The 18,411-nt window shown below is 32.6% G+C and carries 15 protein-coding genes and 1 pseudogene; 5 read left to right on the forward strand and 11 right to left on the reverse strand.

What is annotated here, in order from left to right:
• Both kdpA and kdpF read right to left on the reverse strand, forming a co-directional pair.
• Positions 1-1,677, reverse strand: coding sequence for a potassium-transporting ATPase subunit KdpA (gene kdpA / locus NSS86_RS09245; protein ID WP_000402651.1), 1,677 nt, complete (start codon positions 1,675-1,677; stop codon positions 1-3).
• A 23-nt stretch (positions 1,678-1,700) separates the two neighbouring features.
• A complete protein-coding gene (gene kdpF / locus NSS86_RS09250; RefSeq protein ID WP_001789641.1) occupies positions 1,701-1,811 on the reverse strand; it encodes a K(+)-transporting ATPase subunit F in 111 nt (36 codons plus the stop codon).
• 137 nt (positions 1,812-1,948) lie between these two features.
• On the opposite strand from kdpF, the gene NSS86_RS09255 reads away from it, so the two are divergent.
• Both NSS86_RS09255 and NSS86_RS09260 read left to right on the forward strand, forming a co-directional pair.
• Positions 1,949-4,606 (forward strand): sensor histidine kinase KdpD, encoded by a 2,658-nt coding sequence (locus NSS86_RS09255; protein WP_000072278.1) that lies wholly within the window; start codon positions 1,949-1,951, stop codon positions 4,604-4,606.
• A complete protein-coding gene (locus NSS86_RS09260) occupies positions 4,606-5,301 on the forward strand; it encodes a response regulator transcription factor (RefSeq protein ID WP_001190841.1) in 696 nt (231 codons plus the stop codon). The genes NSS86_RS09255 and NSS86_RS09260 overlap by 1 nt, the downstream gene beginning before the upstream one ends.
• 309 nt (positions 5,302-5,610) lie before the next feature.
• On the opposite strand, the pseudogene NSS86_RS09265 reads toward NSS86_RS09260, so the two are convergent.
• From NSS86_RS09265 to NSS86_RS09285, 5 genes and pseudogenes are all read right to left on the reverse strand, one after another.
• Positions 5,611-5,682 (reverse strand): annotated as a pseudogene (locus tag NSS86_RS09265) (hypothetical protein); the annotation flags it as partial.
• Between the two features lie 2 nt (positions 5,683-5,684).
• Entirely contained in the window at positions 5,685-7,004 is a 1,320-nt protein-coding gene (locus tag NSS86_RS09270) for an ISL3-like element IS1181 family transposase (protein WP_001557163.1), read from the reverse strand.
• Between the two features lie 168 nt (positions 7,005-7,172).
• Positions 7,173-8,693: a DEAD/DEAH box helicase gene (locus NSS86_RS09275; protein WP_001178942.1), complete on the reverse strand. Its 1,521-nt coding sequence runs from the start codon at positions 8,691-8,693 to the stop codon at positions 7,173-7,175.
• A 516-nt stretch (positions 8,694-9,209) separates the two neighbouring features.
• The gene (gene murF / locus NSS86_RS09280; RefSeq protein WP_000611464.1) at positions 9,210-10,568 is read right to left on the reverse strand and encodes a UDP-N-acetylmuramoyl-tripeptide--D-alanyl-D-alanine ligase; all 1,359 of its coding nucleotides are present in this window, start codon (positions 10,566-10,568) and stop codon (positions 9,210-9,212) included.
• 14 nt (positions 10,569-10,582) lie between these two features.
• Entirely contained in the window at positions 10,583-11,653 is a 1,071-nt protein-coding gene (locus NSS86_RS09285) for a D-alanine--D-alanine ligase (protein WP_000159631.1), read from the reverse strand.
• Between the two features lie 317 nt (positions 11,654-11,970).
• On the opposite strand from NSS86_RS09285, the gene NSS86_RS09290 reads away from it, so the two are divergent.
• The gene (locus NSS86_RS09290) at positions 11,971-13,173 is read left to right on the forward strand and encodes an FtsW/RodA/SpoVE family cell cycle protein (protein ID WP_001109939.1); all 1,203 of its coding nucleotides are present in this window, start codon (positions 11,971-11,973) and stop codon (positions 13,171-13,173) included.
• 263 nt (positions 13,174-13,436) lie between these two features.
• On the opposite strand, the gene NSS86_RS09295 is transcribed toward NSS86_RS09290, so the two are convergent.
• The 3 genes from NSS86_RS09295 to csoR form a co-directional block, all read right to left on the reverse strand.
• Positions 13,437-13,574 carry an Lmo0850 family protein gene (locus NSS86_RS09295; protein WP_000828354.1) on the reverse strand — a complete coding sequence of 46 codons (138 nt, stop codon included), beginning with the start codon at positions 13,572-13,574 and terminating at the stop codon, positions 13,437-13,439.
• Between the two features lie 127 nt (positions 13,575-13,701).
• On the reverse strand, positions 13,702-13,911 hold the full coding sequence (locus NSS86_RS09300) for a heavy metal-associated domain-containing protein (protein ID WP_000581792.1): 210 nt from the start codon (positions 13,909-13,911) through the stop codon (positions 13,702-13,704).
• 11 nt (positions 13,912-13,922) lie between these two features.
• Positions 13,923-14,216: a copper-sensing transcriptional repressor CsoR gene (csoR, locus tag NSS86_RS09305; protein ID WP_000138932.1), complete on the reverse strand. Its 294-nt coding sequence runs from the start codon at positions 14,214-14,216 to the stop codon at positions 13,923-13,925.
• 165 nt (positions 14,217-14,381) lie between these two features.
• Between csoR and cls the strand changes: the two genes are divergently transcribed.
• Both cls and NSS86_RS09315 read left to right on the forward strand, forming a co-directional pair.
• Positions 14,382-15,866 carry a cardiolipin synthase gene (gene cls / locus NSS86_RS09310; RefSeq protein ID WP_000571549.1) on the forward strand — a complete coding sequence of 495 codons (1,485 nt, stop codon included), beginning with the start codon at positions 14,382-14,384 and terminating at the stop codon, positions 15,864-15,866.
• A 27-nt stretch (positions 15,867-15,893) separates the two neighbouring features.
• Entirely contained in the window at positions 15,894-16,541 is a 648-nt protein-coding gene (locus NSS86_RS09315; protein WP_001187630.1) for an HD domain-containing protein, read from the forward strand.
• Positions 16,542-17,453: 912 nt separating this feature from the next.
• Here the strand turns inward: NSS86_RS09315 and yidC are convergent.
• Positions 17,454-18,326, reverse strand: a complete 873-nt coding sequence (gene yidC, locus NSS86_RS09320; RefSeq protein WP_000725802.1) for a membrane protein insertase YidC — start codon at positions 18,324-18,326, stop codon at positions 17,454-17,456.
• Positions 18,327-18,411: the final 85 nt, after the last annotated feature.

Genomic DNA, 18,411 nt, shown 5'->3' on the forward strand with positions numbered 1-18,411 from the left:
TTATTTTAAAGTTAAAAATTCACCAATAGGACCAAGTAATAGTACTGGAATAAATGTCAAACCACTTAGTAAAACGATAAATACGATTAGTGATACGCCAAAATAAGGTTTATCAATCGCTATTGTATATTTATCTTGATGGTATGATTTTTTATTCACTAAACTTGATGCAATCATTAATTGCAAAATAATTGGTATATAACGAGAAAGCAACATAATGATTCCTGTAGAGATATTCCAGAATGTTGTATCATCTTTCAGTCCTTCAAACCCTGATCCATTGTTCGCAGCAGCTGATGTCATTTCATACATAACTTGTGAAATACCATGAAAAGACGGATTCGTTATACTTTCACTTGCTCCAGGAATCATAAAAGCAAGTGCTGAAAATACTAAAATTAAAATTGGGTGTATGAGAAAGACTAAGACAATACATTTCATTTCACGGGCGCCAATTGGCATATTTAAATATTCTGGTGTTTTACCAACCATCAAACTGCATATAAACACCGTCAGTAAGACAAATATCAATAAATTCATGAGTCCTACGCCTTCGCCACCAAATACAACATTTAGCATCATTAATACCATTGGTCCTAATCCACCTATAGGCGTTAAGCTATCATGCATGTTATTAACAGAACCCGTTGTAAATGCCGTCGTAATAACTGTAAATAGTGCTGACAAACCTGCTCCAAACCGTACCTCTTTACCTTCCATATTCGGTCCATAAATGCCTAAATTCGCTAGTATTGGATTACCACGATACTCACTCCACATAGTTAATGTAAGAATTGCTATAAAAATGAAAAACATTGCGACAAATAATATCAACGCATGACGATGTACTCGTTTACCATGTCTACTTAACATGCGACCAAATAAGAACAACATTGACATAGGAAGTAACATCATACTGCCCATTTCTATAAAATTGCTCCAAATATTTGGATTTTCAAAAGGTGTTGCAGAATTTCCTGCTAAAAATCCTCCACCATTCGTACCAAGATGTTTTATTGATTCAAGTGATGCAATAGGTCCAAATGCAATATGTTGAATATGTCCGCTTAAAGTCCGAATCATTAAATTAGCATGCAACGTTTGTGGTACACCTTGAGTCATCAATAAAATACTAATTAAACATGATAATGGTAAAAGTACTCGGACAATAAACCGAACAATATCTTGATAAAAATTACCAATGATATTAGTTAATCCAGTTAAACGTCTCAACATCGCTATACAAACGGCGTAACCTGATGCACTAGATGTAAACATTAAATATGTCATTACAATCATTTGCGTTAAATATGTCACATCTGATTCACCGTTATAGTGTTGTAAATTACTATTTGTTAAAAAAGATATTGCTGTATTAAACGCTAAATCTATCGATTGGTTTAAAATATGATTTGGATTTAAAAAAAGCCATTGCTGAACTATTAGCAATACAAATGTTATAAACCCCATAAATCCATTAAATGCCAGAAAATGTTTGACATATGTTTTAGCTGACATGTGTTCTAAATCTGTGCCGATAATTTTAAAACACATATTTTCAAATCTAGTAAATATTAAATCTACTCTTGACGATTGCACCAATGCTACGCGATATAGATATCCACTAAAAACATACGTAATCATAACCATCATTGTTAGAAACAAAATTATTTCCATGATAACCCTCACTTAATATATTTCTAAAATTTTTCACTACGAATTAAGGCATAAAATAAATACAAAACTAATGCAATAACTACCAGTAATAAAACGATGAGCATTGCCATAACCTCCTTACAACACAACAACATCGTAACAACTTGTTTATGAGAGAAATATTAATTTTCAAACTTAGTTATTAAGAAATCATTAAGATGTGTATGCAGAAATAAATTTTATAGCATTTAATTGTGAAGAATATTATGATATTGCTATCGAGGTGAAGGTTATGTCAAACACTGAATCGCTAAACATAGGAAAAAAGCGTGGATCTTTAACAATTTACATCGGTTACAGTCCAGGTGTTGGTAAAACATTTGAGATGCTTTCAAATGCCATTGAACTATTTCAAAGTAACGTTGATATTAAAATAGGATATATTGAACCGCATCAGCGTGATGAAACAAATGCATTAGCTGAACAATTACCTAAAATCACAACCAATTTTACTAAACATGGTAGTCATCATTTTCAATATTTAGATGTCGACCGCATAATCGAAGAATCGCCGACAATAGTACTTATCGATGAGTTAGCACATACGAATATTTCTAGAGATCGTCATGAGAAACGATATATGGATATTGAAGAAATTTTAAATCATGGTATCGATGTTCATACCACTTTGAACATTCAACATATTGAAAGTTTAAGTAGTCAAATTGAACTGATGACCGGTGTACATGTTAAAGAACGTGTACCCGACTATTTCATAATGAGCGCCGATGTATTAGAAGTCGTAGATATCTCACCTGAACAATTAATTAAACGCTTAAAAGCTGGCAAGGTATATAAAAAGGATAGGCTAGATGTAGCATTTAGTAATTTCTTTACGTATGCCCACCTAAGCGAACTGCGTACATTGACGTTAAGAACAGTTGCCGACTTGATGAGTGATAAAGAAAAAGTCCGACACAACCATAAAACGTCACTCAAACCTCATATTGCTGTGGCAATTAGTGGGAGCATTTATAATGAAGCAGTAATTAAAGAGGCATTCCATATTGCTCAAAAAGAACATGCGAAGTTCACTGCTATTTATATAGATGTATTCGAAAAAAACAGGCAATATAAAGATAGTCAAAAGCAAGTGCATCAACATCTCATGCTTGCAAAATCATTAGGAGCAAAAGTAAAAGTAGTTTATAGCCAAACCGTTGCATTAGGATTAGACGAATGGTGTAAAAATCAAGATGTAACCAAATTAATTATCGGACAACATATTAGAAATAAGTGGCGAGACTTTTTCAATACACCTTTAATTGACCATTTAATGTCCTTTGAACATAGCTATAAAATCGAAATCGTTCCAATCAAACAAATACCTGTTGAATTGAAAATGAACAAATCACCCTATCGTCCTAAAGGCAAACGTTTCGCCATAGATATGTTAAAAATGATTTTGATTCAAATAATTTGTGTAATGATGGGACTGTGGATTTATCAACTTGATAAGCATGAGTCTAGTACGATTATTTTAATGATTTTTCTCATCGGCATCATTTTATTATCCATTTGGACGCGGTCCTTCATCATTGGCTTTTTAGCAGCAATTATTAACGTATTTGTTTTTAATTATTTTTTTACGGAACCTAGATATACATTTGAAGTATATCGCTTTGACTATCCTATTACATTTATCGTTAGCATTTTAACAAGTATTTTAACGAGTGCTTTATTAAAACAAATTAAATTCCAATACTCCATTACTAAAAAGCAACTTTATCGTACAGATTTATTATTTCAATTTAATGATTCGATTAAACAAACTTATACAGTTGAAAACTTACTAATAAATGCTGGATACCAAATTAATCAATTATTGCAACAATCAATTACTATATACGTTATCAATCAATCGAAAGTAATTAAAACAATACCATTGCAAAACCATATCGATAATACGACTCAACAGCATGAACAAGCATTAAGCTGGGTAATTAAAAATGAAAGACAAGCTGGTGCAACAACAGATACATTTCCAGGCATTAATAAATGGTTGATACCAATTGGCACATCTCCGATTAAAGGCATTCTAGCCATTGATTACCAAAGTTCTCAAGTGATTAATCCATATGATGCATCAATATTAGAATCAATGTTAAATGAACTTTCTCTCGCCGTTGAAAATGTGACGTTACTTAAACAAACGAGAGAATCCATGTTACAGGCTGAACGTCAACTGACACATTCAAATTTTTTAAGATCAATTTCGCATGACATACGTACACCGTTAACAACAATTATGGGAAATTTAGATATTTTAGTATCACATAGTAAAGATATGTCTATCATAGAAAAGGAACAATTACTTGTACATAGTTTTCAAGAAAGTCAGTATTTATATCTATTAGTGACAAATATTTTATCATTAACAAAATTACAGTCATCAAATGTTCAGATAAAATTGCAACCTTATCTCGTTAGTGAATTAGTAGAAGAAATCGATATGATTTTAGAACGTCGCCATTTAAAAAAGCGTATAACTGTATCATCCTCCGTAAATTTACAGTTTATACACATTGACAGTAAGTTGATTTTACAAGCTTTATTCAATTTGATTGAAAATGCAGTTAAACACACTTCTACTGACACCAAAATCAATTTATCTATTCGTTATGCTAGCTATGAACAAATCGAATTTGCCGTTATAGACGAAGGACCTGGAATTAGTTTAGAAGAACAACAAAAGATATTCGAGCCTTTTTACACAGGATCAAATAAATATTTTAAAGATAACCAAAAAGAAAGCATGGGACTAGGCTTATATTTAGTACAGACTATCCTACACAAACATCAATCAAACTTACAATATAAACCGAACCAACCACACGGCAGTATATTCTATTTCAATATATATACAGACTTTAACGAAGGAGACGTATAATGCAATCTAAAATATTGATAATTGAAGATGATCACGCAATCACACATTTACTTGATGTTGCATTAACTTTAGATTATTACAATGTAACTACAGCCGACAATGCCACACAAGCACACTTTAAAATTCAAATTGATAAACCAGATGTCATTTTATTAGATTTAGGTTTACCAGATAAAGATGGATTATGTTTGATTTCAGAAATCAGGCAACATACTGACATTCCTATCATTGTAATAAGTGCAAGACAAGAAGAACAAACAATTATTCAAGCTTTAGATAACGGTGCGAATGACTATATGACTAAACCTTTTAATGTTGATGAGCTTCGGGCACGAATACGAGTCATCGAGAGAATCGCTAAGTCACATCAAGAAACTAACATTGTATTTACTAACGGTTTGCTAAGCATCGACTTTGGCTCCAAATCTGTTGTTATTAATAATCAGGAGGTACATTTGACGCCAAATGAATTTAGCTTGTTAGAACTATTGTCAAATCATAAAGGAAAAGTACTCACTTATGAGATGATATTAAAACGAATATATGGCTATGTTAATAAGACTGAAATGCCTAGTTTAAGAGTGCATATGACATCATTAAGACAAAAACTTTCACAATGTCATGAGGACGCAAAAGATATTATTAAAACACATCCACGCATTGGTTATCAAATGTTGCAGTGGAAAGAGAAATAATTAAATAAAAAAGATCGCTGCCATTAAACGAATGATTGGCAGTGATCTTTTTTATATTCAACTTATTATTTATCGCGCACTAGCGTCAGCAAAAAGCCCTATTGTTTTTTATAAGAACATGATACTGAAATTTCATAAAGTTTATTTATGTTCGATTATTCTTAATTTAAGTAGTTGTTATATTCTAGATTCATATTTATATTTACACAGAATGATATAACCGCATACAGATCTCAATCCAATTAAATATTTAACCTTTAAAACGTTAGTACTTTGATATCTACAGAGAATCAATTATTGAAAACAAAAAGGTTCTCCACCAAATGTGGTGGGTATATAATTTAAAGAACTATTTTAAATTACAACTTTTAGAGTTTTTATTATTAGGCGGCCAGTCCATTATTGGGCTTGGTTGTCTTCTTTTTTTCTCCTTTGTATAAGCTGAAAATCATCATTATACGTGCTTTAAAGTTGTTGAAATTTCTGTAACCAAAAGAAATTCGCTTGATTAATTTTATCTTATTATTAATTCCTTCTATAGCACCATTATTAAATGCTGGGTAATAAATTGTATTTCTTAACATCCTTTGATGTTTTCTATAATATTTAACCACTTTCCATACACCTTTACTCACAGACTTTTTACTAACTGAATTTAAACGATTAATAAATTTAGGCCAATTACATAACCTTAGATCTTTTCTTAATCCTTGGACAAGTTCGTAGGAGCGTCGTAGTATATCGTCTTTTGAAAGCATGAATTCTACAATGTCAGATGAGCGTTTATAAGCCTTAAAAGATTTATTCCATCTGTATTTACTAAATATGGTTTTACTAGTATCCATCAATAGAACTTTCCAGTTATTCTTAAAAATTGTATAATTAGGTCCTTTTTTATTACGGTATTCATTCATAACTTGTACACGATACTTATTAAGTTCCCTATTTAAATGTTGAACGATATGGAATCTGTCAAAAATAATAGCTGCATTAGGAAATAGGTCGCGAAATAATCGGACATAGGGTTCATACATGTCAATAGTAACCGTCTTAACTTGTTGTCGATTTTTTAAATCGAATCGCTCGAAATAGGCACGCAAGAATCTTGTAGTTCTATTTTCTAAAATATCTATAACATCATGAGTATCATTATCTATAAAAATGAAACTCATTGATCCAGTTACATTTTTAACGCTTTTAAATTCATCCATAGCGATGTGTTCTGGCAAACAATTAAACGGTTTAATTCGTAATGAATTAGCCGCTTTAGTTCTAATACGACTTACAGTAGATGGAGAGATACAGTTATCTTCTGCAGTATCAATCTCTGTTTTAACTTTAGTAGCTTCTTCTATAACTTTTTGAGTAACACATCTTGAGATAAAACACGACTCATCAACAATTGACGTTTTAGCAGTAAAAGTGCCATTGCATTCTAAGCATTTAAAACGTTGTTTAGCTAAGTTGAGGTATGTGTTATACCCTTGAGTTTTAAGTAAAGTAATACGAGAAACACGCTTACCATGTTTATGAATTTGTCCTTCATTTTTAACTCCACAACAATAACAGGCCGAAGGCTTATACGTTAGTACAGCATTAACCACTGTTGCTTTTTTTCCTTTGATAATGACGTCAATTTCTTGGTTTATATATTTTATATTTTCATCTTTTATTCTTAGTAATTCTAAGGTATCATTACACATAGGCGCACTTGTCTCCTTTAGTTTGGGTTTGGTCACTTTAAATTATAGAGGCAATTGCGCTTTTTGTGTATTAAAAAAAGCAGGAAGTTTTACCTTCCCACCATAAAAGATGAAGAACCAACAAAAAAGAGCTCAAGACATTACATCTTTAAGCTCTTAATCTATAAATTATTTTTGATGGTCAGCAAATGTGCGACCTTTCATAGGTCTGCTTCCACCGCTGCTCTTCTCTTTACGGTCGAATTTTTTTGTACTTTTCTTCTTACTTGAGTATCCTTTTGAACGTTTACTCTTACTGTCAAATTTAGGATTACCACGCTTACTATTTCTGTTACGAGAACCGCTTGGTTTACCATTACGGCCTTTGCGAGATAATGGTTTTTCAAAAGTTAATTGAACTTCAACTTCATCGTTCGCTTCTACTAACTCTTGTAAAAGTGCAGCAACTAAATCAACATCGTTATATTCATTTAACAACTCTGTAGAAATGCGTTTCAAGCGTGATTCTGACTCTTTAGACATCCAGTTTTCAACTTTTTCTTTGATGTCATCTTCACGTGCTTGAAGTACTTCTTTACGATGAGGTGGACGAAGTGCACTCATTTTTCTACCGTTTGCATCTTCAATTTGTCTGATATAATCCATTTCGATTGGATTAACAAACGTTACAGCGATACCTTCTTTACCAGCACGACCCGTACGACCAATACGGTGTGTATAGCTTTCAGTATCTTGAGGTATATCAAAGTTATAAACATGACTCACACCAGAAATATCTAGTCCTCTTGCTGCTACATCAGTAGCGACTAAAATATTAATTTGGTCATTTTTAAATTTCTTTAATACTTCTAAACGTTTCGCTTGTGTAATATCACCATGTAAGCCTTCAGCTTTATATCCTTTAGAAATCAAAGCACTTGTTAATTCATCAACACGACGTTTTGTACGTCCGAATACGATTGCTAATTCAGGTTGATGAACATCTAGGAAATTTGTAAATGTATCAAATTTCTCTAATTCTTTAACAATTGTATAGAATTCTTCGATTTGTGGATCAGACATTTCATTATTCATTGTCTTAATGATTTTTGGTGATTTCATAAATTGTTGTACTAAAGCTTGGATTGCTTTAGGCATTGTAGCTGAGAACAACATTGTTTGACGTTGTACTGCTGGAATTTTATCCATAATAAATCTCATATCATCGATGAATCCCATATTCATCATTTCATCAGCTTCATCTAAAATCAAAGTATGAATTCCGTCCGTTTTTAATGTGCGACGATTTAAATGGTCGATAACACGCCCAGGTGTTCCGACTACGATTTGTGGGCCTTTTTTCAAGGCTTTAATTTGGCGTTCGATAGGCATACCACCGAATACAGTAACAACTTGGACACCTTGTCCACGGCTAAATTCTCTTAATTGTTCAGCTACCTGCATTGCCAATTCTCTTGTAGGTGCTAAAATCAACGATTGAACCCCTTGTTTCCCTACTACTTTCTCAATTAAAGGAATACCGAATGCTCCTGTTTTACCTGTACCGGTTTGAGCTTGCCCAAGGATATCAATTCCTTGTAACGCATAAGGGATACTGTCTTTTTGGATAGGTGTCGGCTCTTTAAATCCCATTGATTCAAGTGACTGAACCGTATTATCCGAAATCCCTAGTTCTTTAAAATTTTGCAAAATAATTCTCCTTTTTACCTGTTTATTTCTCAATATACTTTTGCATATAAGTTCATTAATATTTCATCAACTTCTATATAGTACCACCAAAAAAATTTAATCGCAATAAAGCAATTTGCGAATATTTATTAGAATCACATTAATTGATTGTCATATTTTTGTCAAAAAGCTAGCATTAGATAAGATGTAAGCGTTACGCATCATTCGAATAATCATTATAAAAAATTTTTTATAAAATACGTATATCGTTAACATTCCACAACAAATTTTACTGAAACACATGTGAAATTAGACATTATAATACTACATCTTTTTGTAAAACATTATATAAACATTCAAACTACTTCCTATATAAAGTGTGTACATAGAATTAACCTTGATTTAGTTTCAAATTTATAGATTTAACATAAAAAGAAAAAGGCAATTTTGTATTTACACACAAAACCACCTCTTCTTTGTAATCTTTTAGTATTAATTCAAATCATTTTTATAAGTAAAAGGTCGCTCGACTAATCTCTATGAAATTAAAGCATTTACAACTTCTTCTAACTTCATACCACGTGATCCTTTAACTAATACACGGTCATGCGCTTTTAAATCGCTTGTTAAAACTTCTATCATATCGTCTTTAGAATTGAAGTGTTGTGCTTTTTCGACATGTTGCTGGCCCGAATCATAAATATACTTCGCTTCATTACCAAACGTATACAACACATCTATATGCTTTTCTTCTAAATAATTACCTACACCGATATGCATTTCTTTGCTATTTTCACCTAATTCTAAAACATCTCCTAAAATTAGAATGCGACGCCCTGTCAAAGTACCCAGTGTATCAATAGCTGCTCTCATACTTGTAGGACTTGCATTATAGGCATCATTTATCACAGTAATATCATTTTCTAATGTATGTTGCTCCATACGCATACCAGTTAAGCTGACATTTTTTAAATTTTGATAGATTGTGTTATATGTCAAACCTAATTCATGACCAACCGCAATGGCAATCGTCGCATTTTTCATATTATGCTTTCCTAATATTGGCAGATCGTAATGTTCTTTATTATTAATCGTAAATGAAATACCTGTAGTATCTCTATCATCAACAGAACAAACTAATGCATTATCAGTAGCAACACCAATACTAATACATTTTGCATTTTCAACTTCTTTAACATGTGGTTTCAATAATGGTTCATCGCCATCATATATAAACGTACCATTATCTTTTAGACCTATTGTAATTTCAGATTTAGCTTTAGCAATCCCCTCGCGCGAACCTAAATCTTGCATATGTGACTCACCAATATTAGTTATAACTGCAATATCTGGTTGAGCGAGGTTTGACAGAAATTCAATTTCATGGAAACCTGACATCCCCATCTCCAATATTGATATTTCAGTATCATTATCTAATTCCAAAATAGTTAAAGGTAAACCAATTTCATTATTGTAATTACCTTGCGTTTTCTTAACTTTAAATTCGGTATGCAATACACTTTCAATCATATCTTTAGTCGTTGTTTTACCATTAGACCCTGTGACGGCAATTACTTTAGGGTTTACATGTCTCAAGTAAGCTTGTGCCAATTGTTGTAATGCCGTTAATGTGTCTTCAACCCATATAATAGGCCCGCTTACATTTTCATCTATAGGTGTCCCTCTTTGATAAAAAGCAGCCCCAGCACCATCTTGTAATGCTTTAGAGACAAAGCGATGACCGTCAACATTTTCACCTTTAAATGGTATAAATAACATATTTTTAGAAATTGCTCGTGAATCAATTGTGACTCCATTTATCTCTTGATTTAAAAATTGATCTTCAATTTCACAAGGAATCCATGATTGAATTTGCTTTAATGTAACATTAATCATAATAACAACCTCAGTTAGTCAATTTTGTATTTATTTTTCTGTTTATCCTGGTGACGTTCTTTAGCAAGCTCGATAAGTTTTGTAATCAATTCTGGATAAGATAAGCCCATATTTTCCCATAACTTTGGATACATACTGAAAGCCGTAAATCCAGGCATTGCATTTGTTTCATTAATATATATTTGGTTGTCTTCTGTTACAAAGAAATCAGCACGGACTAAACCAGAACAATCTGTCGCTTTGAATGCCTCTAATGCCATATTTCTAAGCGTTAATTGAACATCTTCGTCTAAGTCAGCTGGAATTTGTAATTGAACCTTACCATCTTTATATTTTGATTTGTAATCGTAAAACGCGACATCTTTTACGACTTCACCTGGCCATGTCGCTTCAGGATAGTCATTTCCTAAAACTGCTACTTCAATTTCACGTGCGTTAACGCCTTGTTCTATAACAAGCTTACGGTCAAATTGGAATGCTTCTTTAATACCTTCTTTAAGTTCCGCTTCATTATTACATTTACTGATACCTACACTTGACCCTAAGTTAGCAGGTTTAACAAAGACTGGGTAATTTAATTTATCATTTACTAATTTTAAAATGTTATGTTCATATTTTTCATATTCAGAACGTAAGAAACTAATATAAGGTAACTGTGGTAACCCTCGATGTTCAAATAATTGTTTCATTACAAGTTTGTCCATAGAACTTGCAGCTGACAATACACCATTTCCTACATATGGTACATCCAAAACTTCAAAAAGCCCTTGAATCGTGCCATCTTCACCATTAGGACCATGTAATAATGGGAATACTGCATCGTATGGTTGTCCTGAACTACTTTCTTTCAATAGCTGTGAAATCTCAAGCGCCTCTCCATTTTCTAAATGAAGCTCATCAGTAGATTTAATTTCAGCTGTAATATTATTTTGCTTTCTCCAATCACCATCATTGGTAATATAAATGATATCAACATGATATTTGTCTTTATCTATTGCATTTAATACATTTTGTGCTGTCAGAATCGATACTTCGTGTTCTGCACTTTTCCCTCCAAAAACGATACAAATATTTTCTTTTGTCATTTCGTTTTCCTCCAATGATATATCAGGGTTTGCTACCTTAATATAAATTAATATTGATTTAGTCCTATTGTTAATTGATTTATTCGCATCTTTGAATCTTAATAGTATCACATTTTAATGCTATTTTGCATTTTAAAAACGAGGACTTATGTGTCTGTATCTATGTTGATTCATTTATAATCAGAACAATATTCCCTTCTATTTTATTCCTAATTCAAATTGAAATCTATAGCTGATATCACTGTGATATTCTAGCTAATTTTTAAAAAGTCATGTAAAATTGATATAAACATTAGTGAGTATAAAAGGAGTTTGCAATGAATTATTCATCTCGTCAACAGCCGGATAAGCATTGGCTTCGCAAAGTAGACTGGGTATTAGTAGCCACTATAGCTGTTTTAGCAATTTTCAGTGTTCTGCTTATTAACTCGGCAATGGGCGGTGGTCAATACAGTGCTAATTTCGGTATCAGACAAATTTTTTATTACATTTTAGGTGCAATTTTTGCAGGTATCATCATGTTTATTTCACCTAAAAAGATTAAACATTATACATATTTATTGTATTTCTTAATCTGTCTATTATTAATAGGCTTGCTCGTTATTCCTGAGTCACCTATTACACCTATTATCAATGGTGCCAAAAGTTGGTACACGTTTGGCCCTATCAGTATTCAGCCATCTGAATTCATGAAAATTATTTTAATTTTAGCATTAGCGCGTGTCGTTTCTAGACATAATCAATTCACATTCAATAAATCATTCCAAAGTGATTTGTTATTATTTTTCAAAATTATTGGTGTCTCGTTAGTACCAAGTATTTTAATATTACTGCAAAATGACCTAGGAACTACATTAGTATTAGCTGCTATTATTGCAGGTGTGATGTTAGTAAGTGGTATAACATGGCGTATCTTAGCACCTATCTTTATTACAGGTATTGTTGGTGCAATGACAGTCATTTTAGGTATTCTATATGCACCCGCATTAATTGAAAATTTATTAGGTGTCCAACTGTATCAAATGGGACGAATCAATTCATGGCTTGACCCCTATACATATAGTAGTGGTGATGGCTATCATTTAACTGAATCACTTAAAGCTATCGGTTCTGGACAGTTACTAGGTAAAGGATACAATCACGGTGAAGTTTATATACCTGAAAATCATACTGACTTTATCTTTTCAGTGATTGGAGAGGAACTTGGCTTTATCGGTTCTGTCATATTGATCTTAATATTTTTATTTTTAATCTTCCATCTAATAAGATTAGCTGCGAAAATTGAAGATCAATTTAACAAAATCTTTATCGTTGGTTTCGTCACTTTACTTGTGTTCCATATTTTACAAAATATTGGTATGACAATTCAGTTGTTACCAATCACTGGTATTCCATTACCATTTATTAGTTATGGTGGTAGTGCGCTATGGAGTATGATGACTGGAATAGGTATAGTCTTATCAATTTATTATCATGAACCAAAACGATATGTCGATTTATACCATCCAAAAAGTAATTAATTTAAACTATTTTGAGTTTCAAATATCATAACTTTTCAAGATGACGTTATATAGTCTATTTACGTCGTCGATTTAAAATGTCATATATAGATATTACTCGATAATAACAATCCCTCTTTGAAGTACACATTGTAAAATGTACACTCTAAAGAGGGATTTTGTTATATAGTACTTGCTTTCATTTTAGTAAATCCAGTCAAAAAAGCTATCATCGAATAGTCCGACGATAGCTTTAACGGTGTGTGATTCACAATCACAGTCAATTATTTTAATTCGTGACTTACTTTATTAGATGCTGGCAAAGTATTAATAATGTCTAAACGAGATTTAGTTTTTTTAATATTCACACCTAATGATGACAATAGTTTGACTACATTTTGAATCTTTTCAGGACGTTTCATTATTATCACCTCGTTTGGATCGCTTTCAATATTATCTTACCCTATTCGACATACCTTTACTACATCATTTACAAAATTTTTAATTTATTTTCAAAATTAAAATCTATAGCGCACTCTACATTATACCCTAAAATACAATTTTGTATCCTTCATCATAGATTTCTTTTTCAATACTATTCAAATTTGCTGGTGTCTCATACGATACAGTTACTTGACCATCTATTATATTAATATTCACTTGATGAACACCTATCATATTTGAAATGCGTTCTGTCAATTGACTTACTTGTTCTTCTGTTTCAATTCCCGCTGTGTAAATCGTATTTTGATGTATCATCTTAAACTCCTTTAGTCTTTAATCAATTTTTGAAAAGTCACTAATAACTCTTCCATTGCCTCTTCCTGAGCACCTTGATTAACTTTATTCATAATACAACTTTTCATATGTTGTTCTAATAACTTTATCGCAACACTGTTTAACGCCGAACGTGTCGCTCTTATTTGCGTAAGGACATCATCACAATAGACATCTTCTTCAATCATGCGATTAATCGCTCTCACTTGTCCTTCAATTCGATTTAAACGTGATTTAAGATTCGTTTTTATTTGTTCAGAATGATGTGCATTATCTTGTTCAGTCATAGCATTCACTCCTTCATTTACATTCCTTACTATACTATATCCCATAAAACACAACGTCAACACAAAGTGTGTTTTTCAAACTAAATTGTCATGATATTTAAATTGCTTCATGATACAATTAATAAGATATACTACTCGTTTAAGATTTTCGATGGGAGGTTTCAAATGATAGAGTTATTATCCATTGCACTCAAGCATTCTAATATTATTTTAAATTCAATATTTATTGGTGCATTTATTTTAAACTTATTATTCGCCTTTACCATTATTTTCATGGAAAGACGTTCTGCCAATTCTATCTGGGCTTGGTTACTAGTCTTAGTTTTCTTGCCTTTATTCGGCTTCATTTTATACTTACTATTAGGACGACAAATTCAACGTGACCAAATTTTCAAAATTGATAAGGAAGATAAAAAAGGATTAGAGTTAATCGTTGATGAGCAATTAGCTGCTTTAAAAAATGAAAACTTTTCAAATTCCAATTATCAAATTGTAAAATTTAAAGAAATGATTCAAATGTTGTTATATAATAACGCAGCATTTTTAACAACAGACAACGATTTAAAAATATACACAGACGGCCAAGAAAAATTTGATGACCTAATACAAGACATCCGTAATGCTACTGATTATATTCATTTTCAGTACTATATTATTCAAAATGATGAATTAGGTCGTACCATTTTAAATGAACTTGGTAAAAAAGCGGAACAAGGTGTAGAAGTTAAAATTCTTTATGATGACATGGGTTCTCGTGGACTGCGTAAAAAAGGCTTACGCCCGTTTCGCAATAAAGGTGGACATGCTGAAGCATTTTTCCCATCAAAATTACCTTTAATTAACTTGCGTATGAACAATCGAAACCATCGAAAAATTGTTGTAATAGATGGGCAAATTGGATATGTTGGTGGTTTTAATGTTGGTGATGAGTACTTAGGTAAATCAAAAAAATTCGGCTATTGGCGAGATACGCATTTACGAATTGTCGGGGATGCAGTGAATGCATTGCAATTACGATTTATTCTAGATTGGAATTCACAAGCCACACGTGACCACATCTCCTATGATGATCGTTATTTCCCAGATGTAAATTCTGGTGGAACAATTGGCGTTCAAATAGCTTCTAGTGGTCCTGACGAAGAATGGGAACAGATTAAATACGGCTATTTGAAAATGATTTCATCTGCTAAAAAATCGATTTATATTCAATCTCCCTATTTCATACCTGATCAAGCCTTTTTAGATTCTATTAAAATTGCGGCATTAGGTGGTGTTGATGTCAATATCATGATTCCTAATAAACCTGACCATCCGTTTGTTTTTTGGGCTACTTTAAAAAATGCAGCATCCTTATTAGATGCCGGTGTTAAAGTATTTCACTACGACAATGGCTTTTTACACTCAAAAACACTTGTTATAGATGATGAAATTGCAAGTGTGGGAACAGCTAATATGGACCATCGCAGTTTCACATTGAATTTCGAAGTCAACGCTTTTATTTATGACCAACAAATTGCCAAAAAATTAAAACAAGCTTTTATAGATGATTTAGCAGTATCTTCTGAATTAACAAAAGCACGTTATGCTAAGCGAAGTCTTTGGATTAAATTTAAAGAAGGTATTTCACAATTATTGTCACCTATCTTATAAAATAGAAATATGAGGAGTGTAACTTTAATGCAACAATCAGACGTCATTAGTGCTGCCAAAAAATATATGGAATCTATTCATCAAAATGATTATACAGGCCATGATATTGCGCATGTATATCGTGTCACTGCTTTAGCTAAATCAATCGCTGAAAATGAAGGTGTTAATGATACTTTAGTCATTGAACTCGCATGTTTGCTTCATGATACCGTTGACGAAAAAGTTGTAGATGCTAACAAACAATATGTTGAATTGAAGTCATTTTTATCTTCTTTATCACTATCAACCGAAGATCAAGAGCATATTTTATTTATTATTAATAATATGAGCTATCGCAATGGCAAAAACGATCATGTCACTTTATCTTTAGAAGGTCAAATTGTCAGGGATGCAGATCGTCTTGATGCTATAGGCGCTATAGGTGTTGCACGAACATTTCAATTTGCAGGACACTTTGGTGAACCAATGTGGACAGAACATATGTCACTAGATAAGATTAATGATGATTTAGTTGAACAGTTGCCACCATCTGCAATTAAACATTTCTTTGAAAAATTACTTAAGTTAGAATCTTTAATGCATACAGATACGGCGAAGATGATTGCTAAAGAACGTCACGACTTTATGATGATGTACTTGAAACAGTTTTTTACGGAATGGAATTATCACGACTAGACATTGAAGTTGTAGTATGATGATGCGATGTAATGGCGTGTTGTTGTGGAAGCTTGGTGTCATGCCATGTTACTTTGATGTGTTGTTGTGGGAGCTTGGTGTCATGTCATGTTACTTTGATGTGCTGGTACCACGATGCGTCTTGATGTAGTGCTATGATGTGGCATTGCGGTGTTATGGTGTTATAGACCGGTTTGGCGTCGATGCCATGCTACTTTGATGTGCTGGTACCACGATGCGTCTTGATGTAGTGCTATGATGTGGCATTGCGGTGTTATGGTGTTATAGACCGGTTTGGCGTTGATGCCATGTTACTTTGATGTGCTGGTACCACGATGCGACTTGATGTAGTGCTATGATGTGGCGTTGCGCTGTTATGGTGTTATAGACCGGTTTGATGTTGATGCCATGTTACTTTGATGTGCTGGTGCTACGATGCGACTTGATGTAGTGCTATGATGTGGCGTTGCGGTGTTATGGTATTATAGCCCGGTTTGGTGTTGATGCCATGCCGTTACTATTCTATGATATGTTGTTGGGACGTTGCAATGTGTATTATGCCGTTGTGATGTTAGTATTTCACACTGTTACATGTATTAGTGAATTACTGTGGAAATTTGCGACATATACTGCTACACTGATGAATCATTGTGTCAAGATGACATTGCGATGAAGAATGCCAACTCTGTTATTAACCACTTTTTACATACTGAAATCTCGTTAATATTATTTCAAATAAAAACAGCAGTAGGATGACTTTCACATTTGAAATCATCTTACTGCTGTTTCTATTTATCACATATTGTATAATGTGACACTAAGTTTCGCTATTGAAGCGAAAAATAATGTGCGCCCTATAAAGTTAAAATTATCTTCAACTTTTAGGGTGCACATTATTTGGACTTGCTAAGGTTATTTCTTTTTCTTTTTAGACACTACTTGTGTGTTTTTGCCTTTTTTATTGCTGCCGCCGTTGTGCTCTCTTTCATACGCTTCAATGAAAGGTTGTACTTCTTTTTTAGCGACTTTTTCATAATAAATGTTCGCAAAGTGTGTTTGAACTACAAGGAACGCCGCACTGACAGACCAGTACAAACCAAGTGCTGATGCTGAGCTTAATGAAATCCAGATAATCATAATTGGTGAAATGACCATCATCATGTAACCCATTTGCCGTTGTTCGTCTGGCATCGTTTTACTTGATACATATGCTTGGATAAAGTATAAAACACCGGCAATAATTGTAATCCAAATATCAGGACGTCCTAAATCGAACCATAAGAAGTGTGGATATTTAAACAAACCATCTACAAGTTGGTCTTTAAGTACAAAGTATAATCCCATGATGATTGGCAATTGGATTAGCATTGGTAAACAACCCAACATACTCTTAATCGGGTTCATGTCATACTTTTTATATACTTGCATTAATTCTTGGTTTGCAGCCATTTTTTCTTCTTGTGTACGCGCACGTTTCACTTTTTCTTGAATTTTTTCAACTTCTGGCTTTGCAACTTTCATTTTTTGACGCATCATATGACTATTTTTATAGTTTGACAACATGAATGGTAATAAAATAATACGAATTACCAATACAAGGATAATAATAGCTAAACCATAATTGTCGTTTAATAAGTTATTTCCCAACCAATCCAATACATTTTTCATTGGATCTACGAATGTATTGTAGAAAAACCCACTACGTTTTTCAGGTTTAGAATAGTCACAACCAGCCAAAAAGACCATAATACCTAAAAATAATGGTAGTAACGCTTTTTTCTTCATTTTTCCACCTCTATCATTATATTCACATAGGATTTATTCTATCACATTAATGAGTACGTATGAAACAATAAGTGGAAAAATTTAA

This window comes from Staphylococcus sp. FSL W8-0056, assembly GCF_037963075.1.
GTDB lineage: Bacteria > Bacillota > Bacilli > Staphylococcales > Staphylococcaceae > Staphylococcus > Staphylococcus aureus.

Coding starts and splice junctions, on each gene's coding strand:
- csoR (WP_000138932.1), bottom strand. CDS start 14,216: ATGACTGAACAAGATAATGCACATCATTCTGAACAAATAAAAACGAAT.
- yidC (WP_000725802.1), bottom strand. CDS start 18,326: ATGAAGAAAAAAGCGTTACTACCATTATTTTTAGGTATTATGGTCTTT.
- cls (WP_000571549.1), top strand. CDS start 14,382: ATGATAGAGTTATTATCCATTGCACTCAAGCATTCTAATATTATTTTA.
- NSS86_RS09290 (WP_001109939.1), top strand. CDS start 11,971: ATGAATTATTCATCTCGTCAACAGCCGGATAAGCATTGGCTTCGCAAA.
- NSS86_RS09260 (WP_001190841.1), top strand. CDS start 4,606: ATGCAATCTAAAATATTGATAATTGAAGATGATCACGCAATCACACAT.
- kdpA (WP_000402651.1), bottom strand. CDS start 1,677: ATGGAAATAATTTTGTTTCTAACAATGATGGTTATGATTACGTATGTT.
- kdpF (WP_001789641.1), bottom strand. CDS start 1,811: ATGTTGTTGTGTTGTAAGGAGGTTATGGCAATGCTCATCGTTTTATTA.
- NSS86_RS09300 (WP_000581792.1), bottom strand. CDS start 13,911: ATGATACATCAAAATACGATTTACACAGCGGGAATTGAAACAGAAGAA.
- NSS86_RS09255 (WP_000072278.1), top strand. CDS start 1,949: ATGTCAAACACTGAATCGCTAAACATAGGAAAAAAGCGTGGATCTTTA.
- NSS86_RS09295 (WP_000828354.1), bottom strand. CDS start 13,574: ATGAAACGTCCTGAAAAGATTCAAAATGTAGTCAAACTATTGTCATCA.
- NSS86_RS09285 (WP_000159631.1), bottom strand. CDS start 11,653: ATGACAAAAGAAAATATTTGTATCGTTTTTGGAGGGAAAAGTGCAGAA.
- NSS86_RS09315 (WP_001187630.1), top strand. CDS start 15,894: ATGCAACAATCAGACGTCATTAGTGCTGCCAAAAAATATATGGAATCT.
- NSS86_RS09270 (WP_001557163.1), bottom strand. CDS start 7,004: ATGTGTAATGATACCTTAGAATTACTAAGAATAAAAGATGAAAATATA.
- murF (WP_000611464.1), bottom strand. CDS start 10,568: ATGATTAATGTTACATTAAAGCAAATTCAATCATGGATTCCTTGTGAA.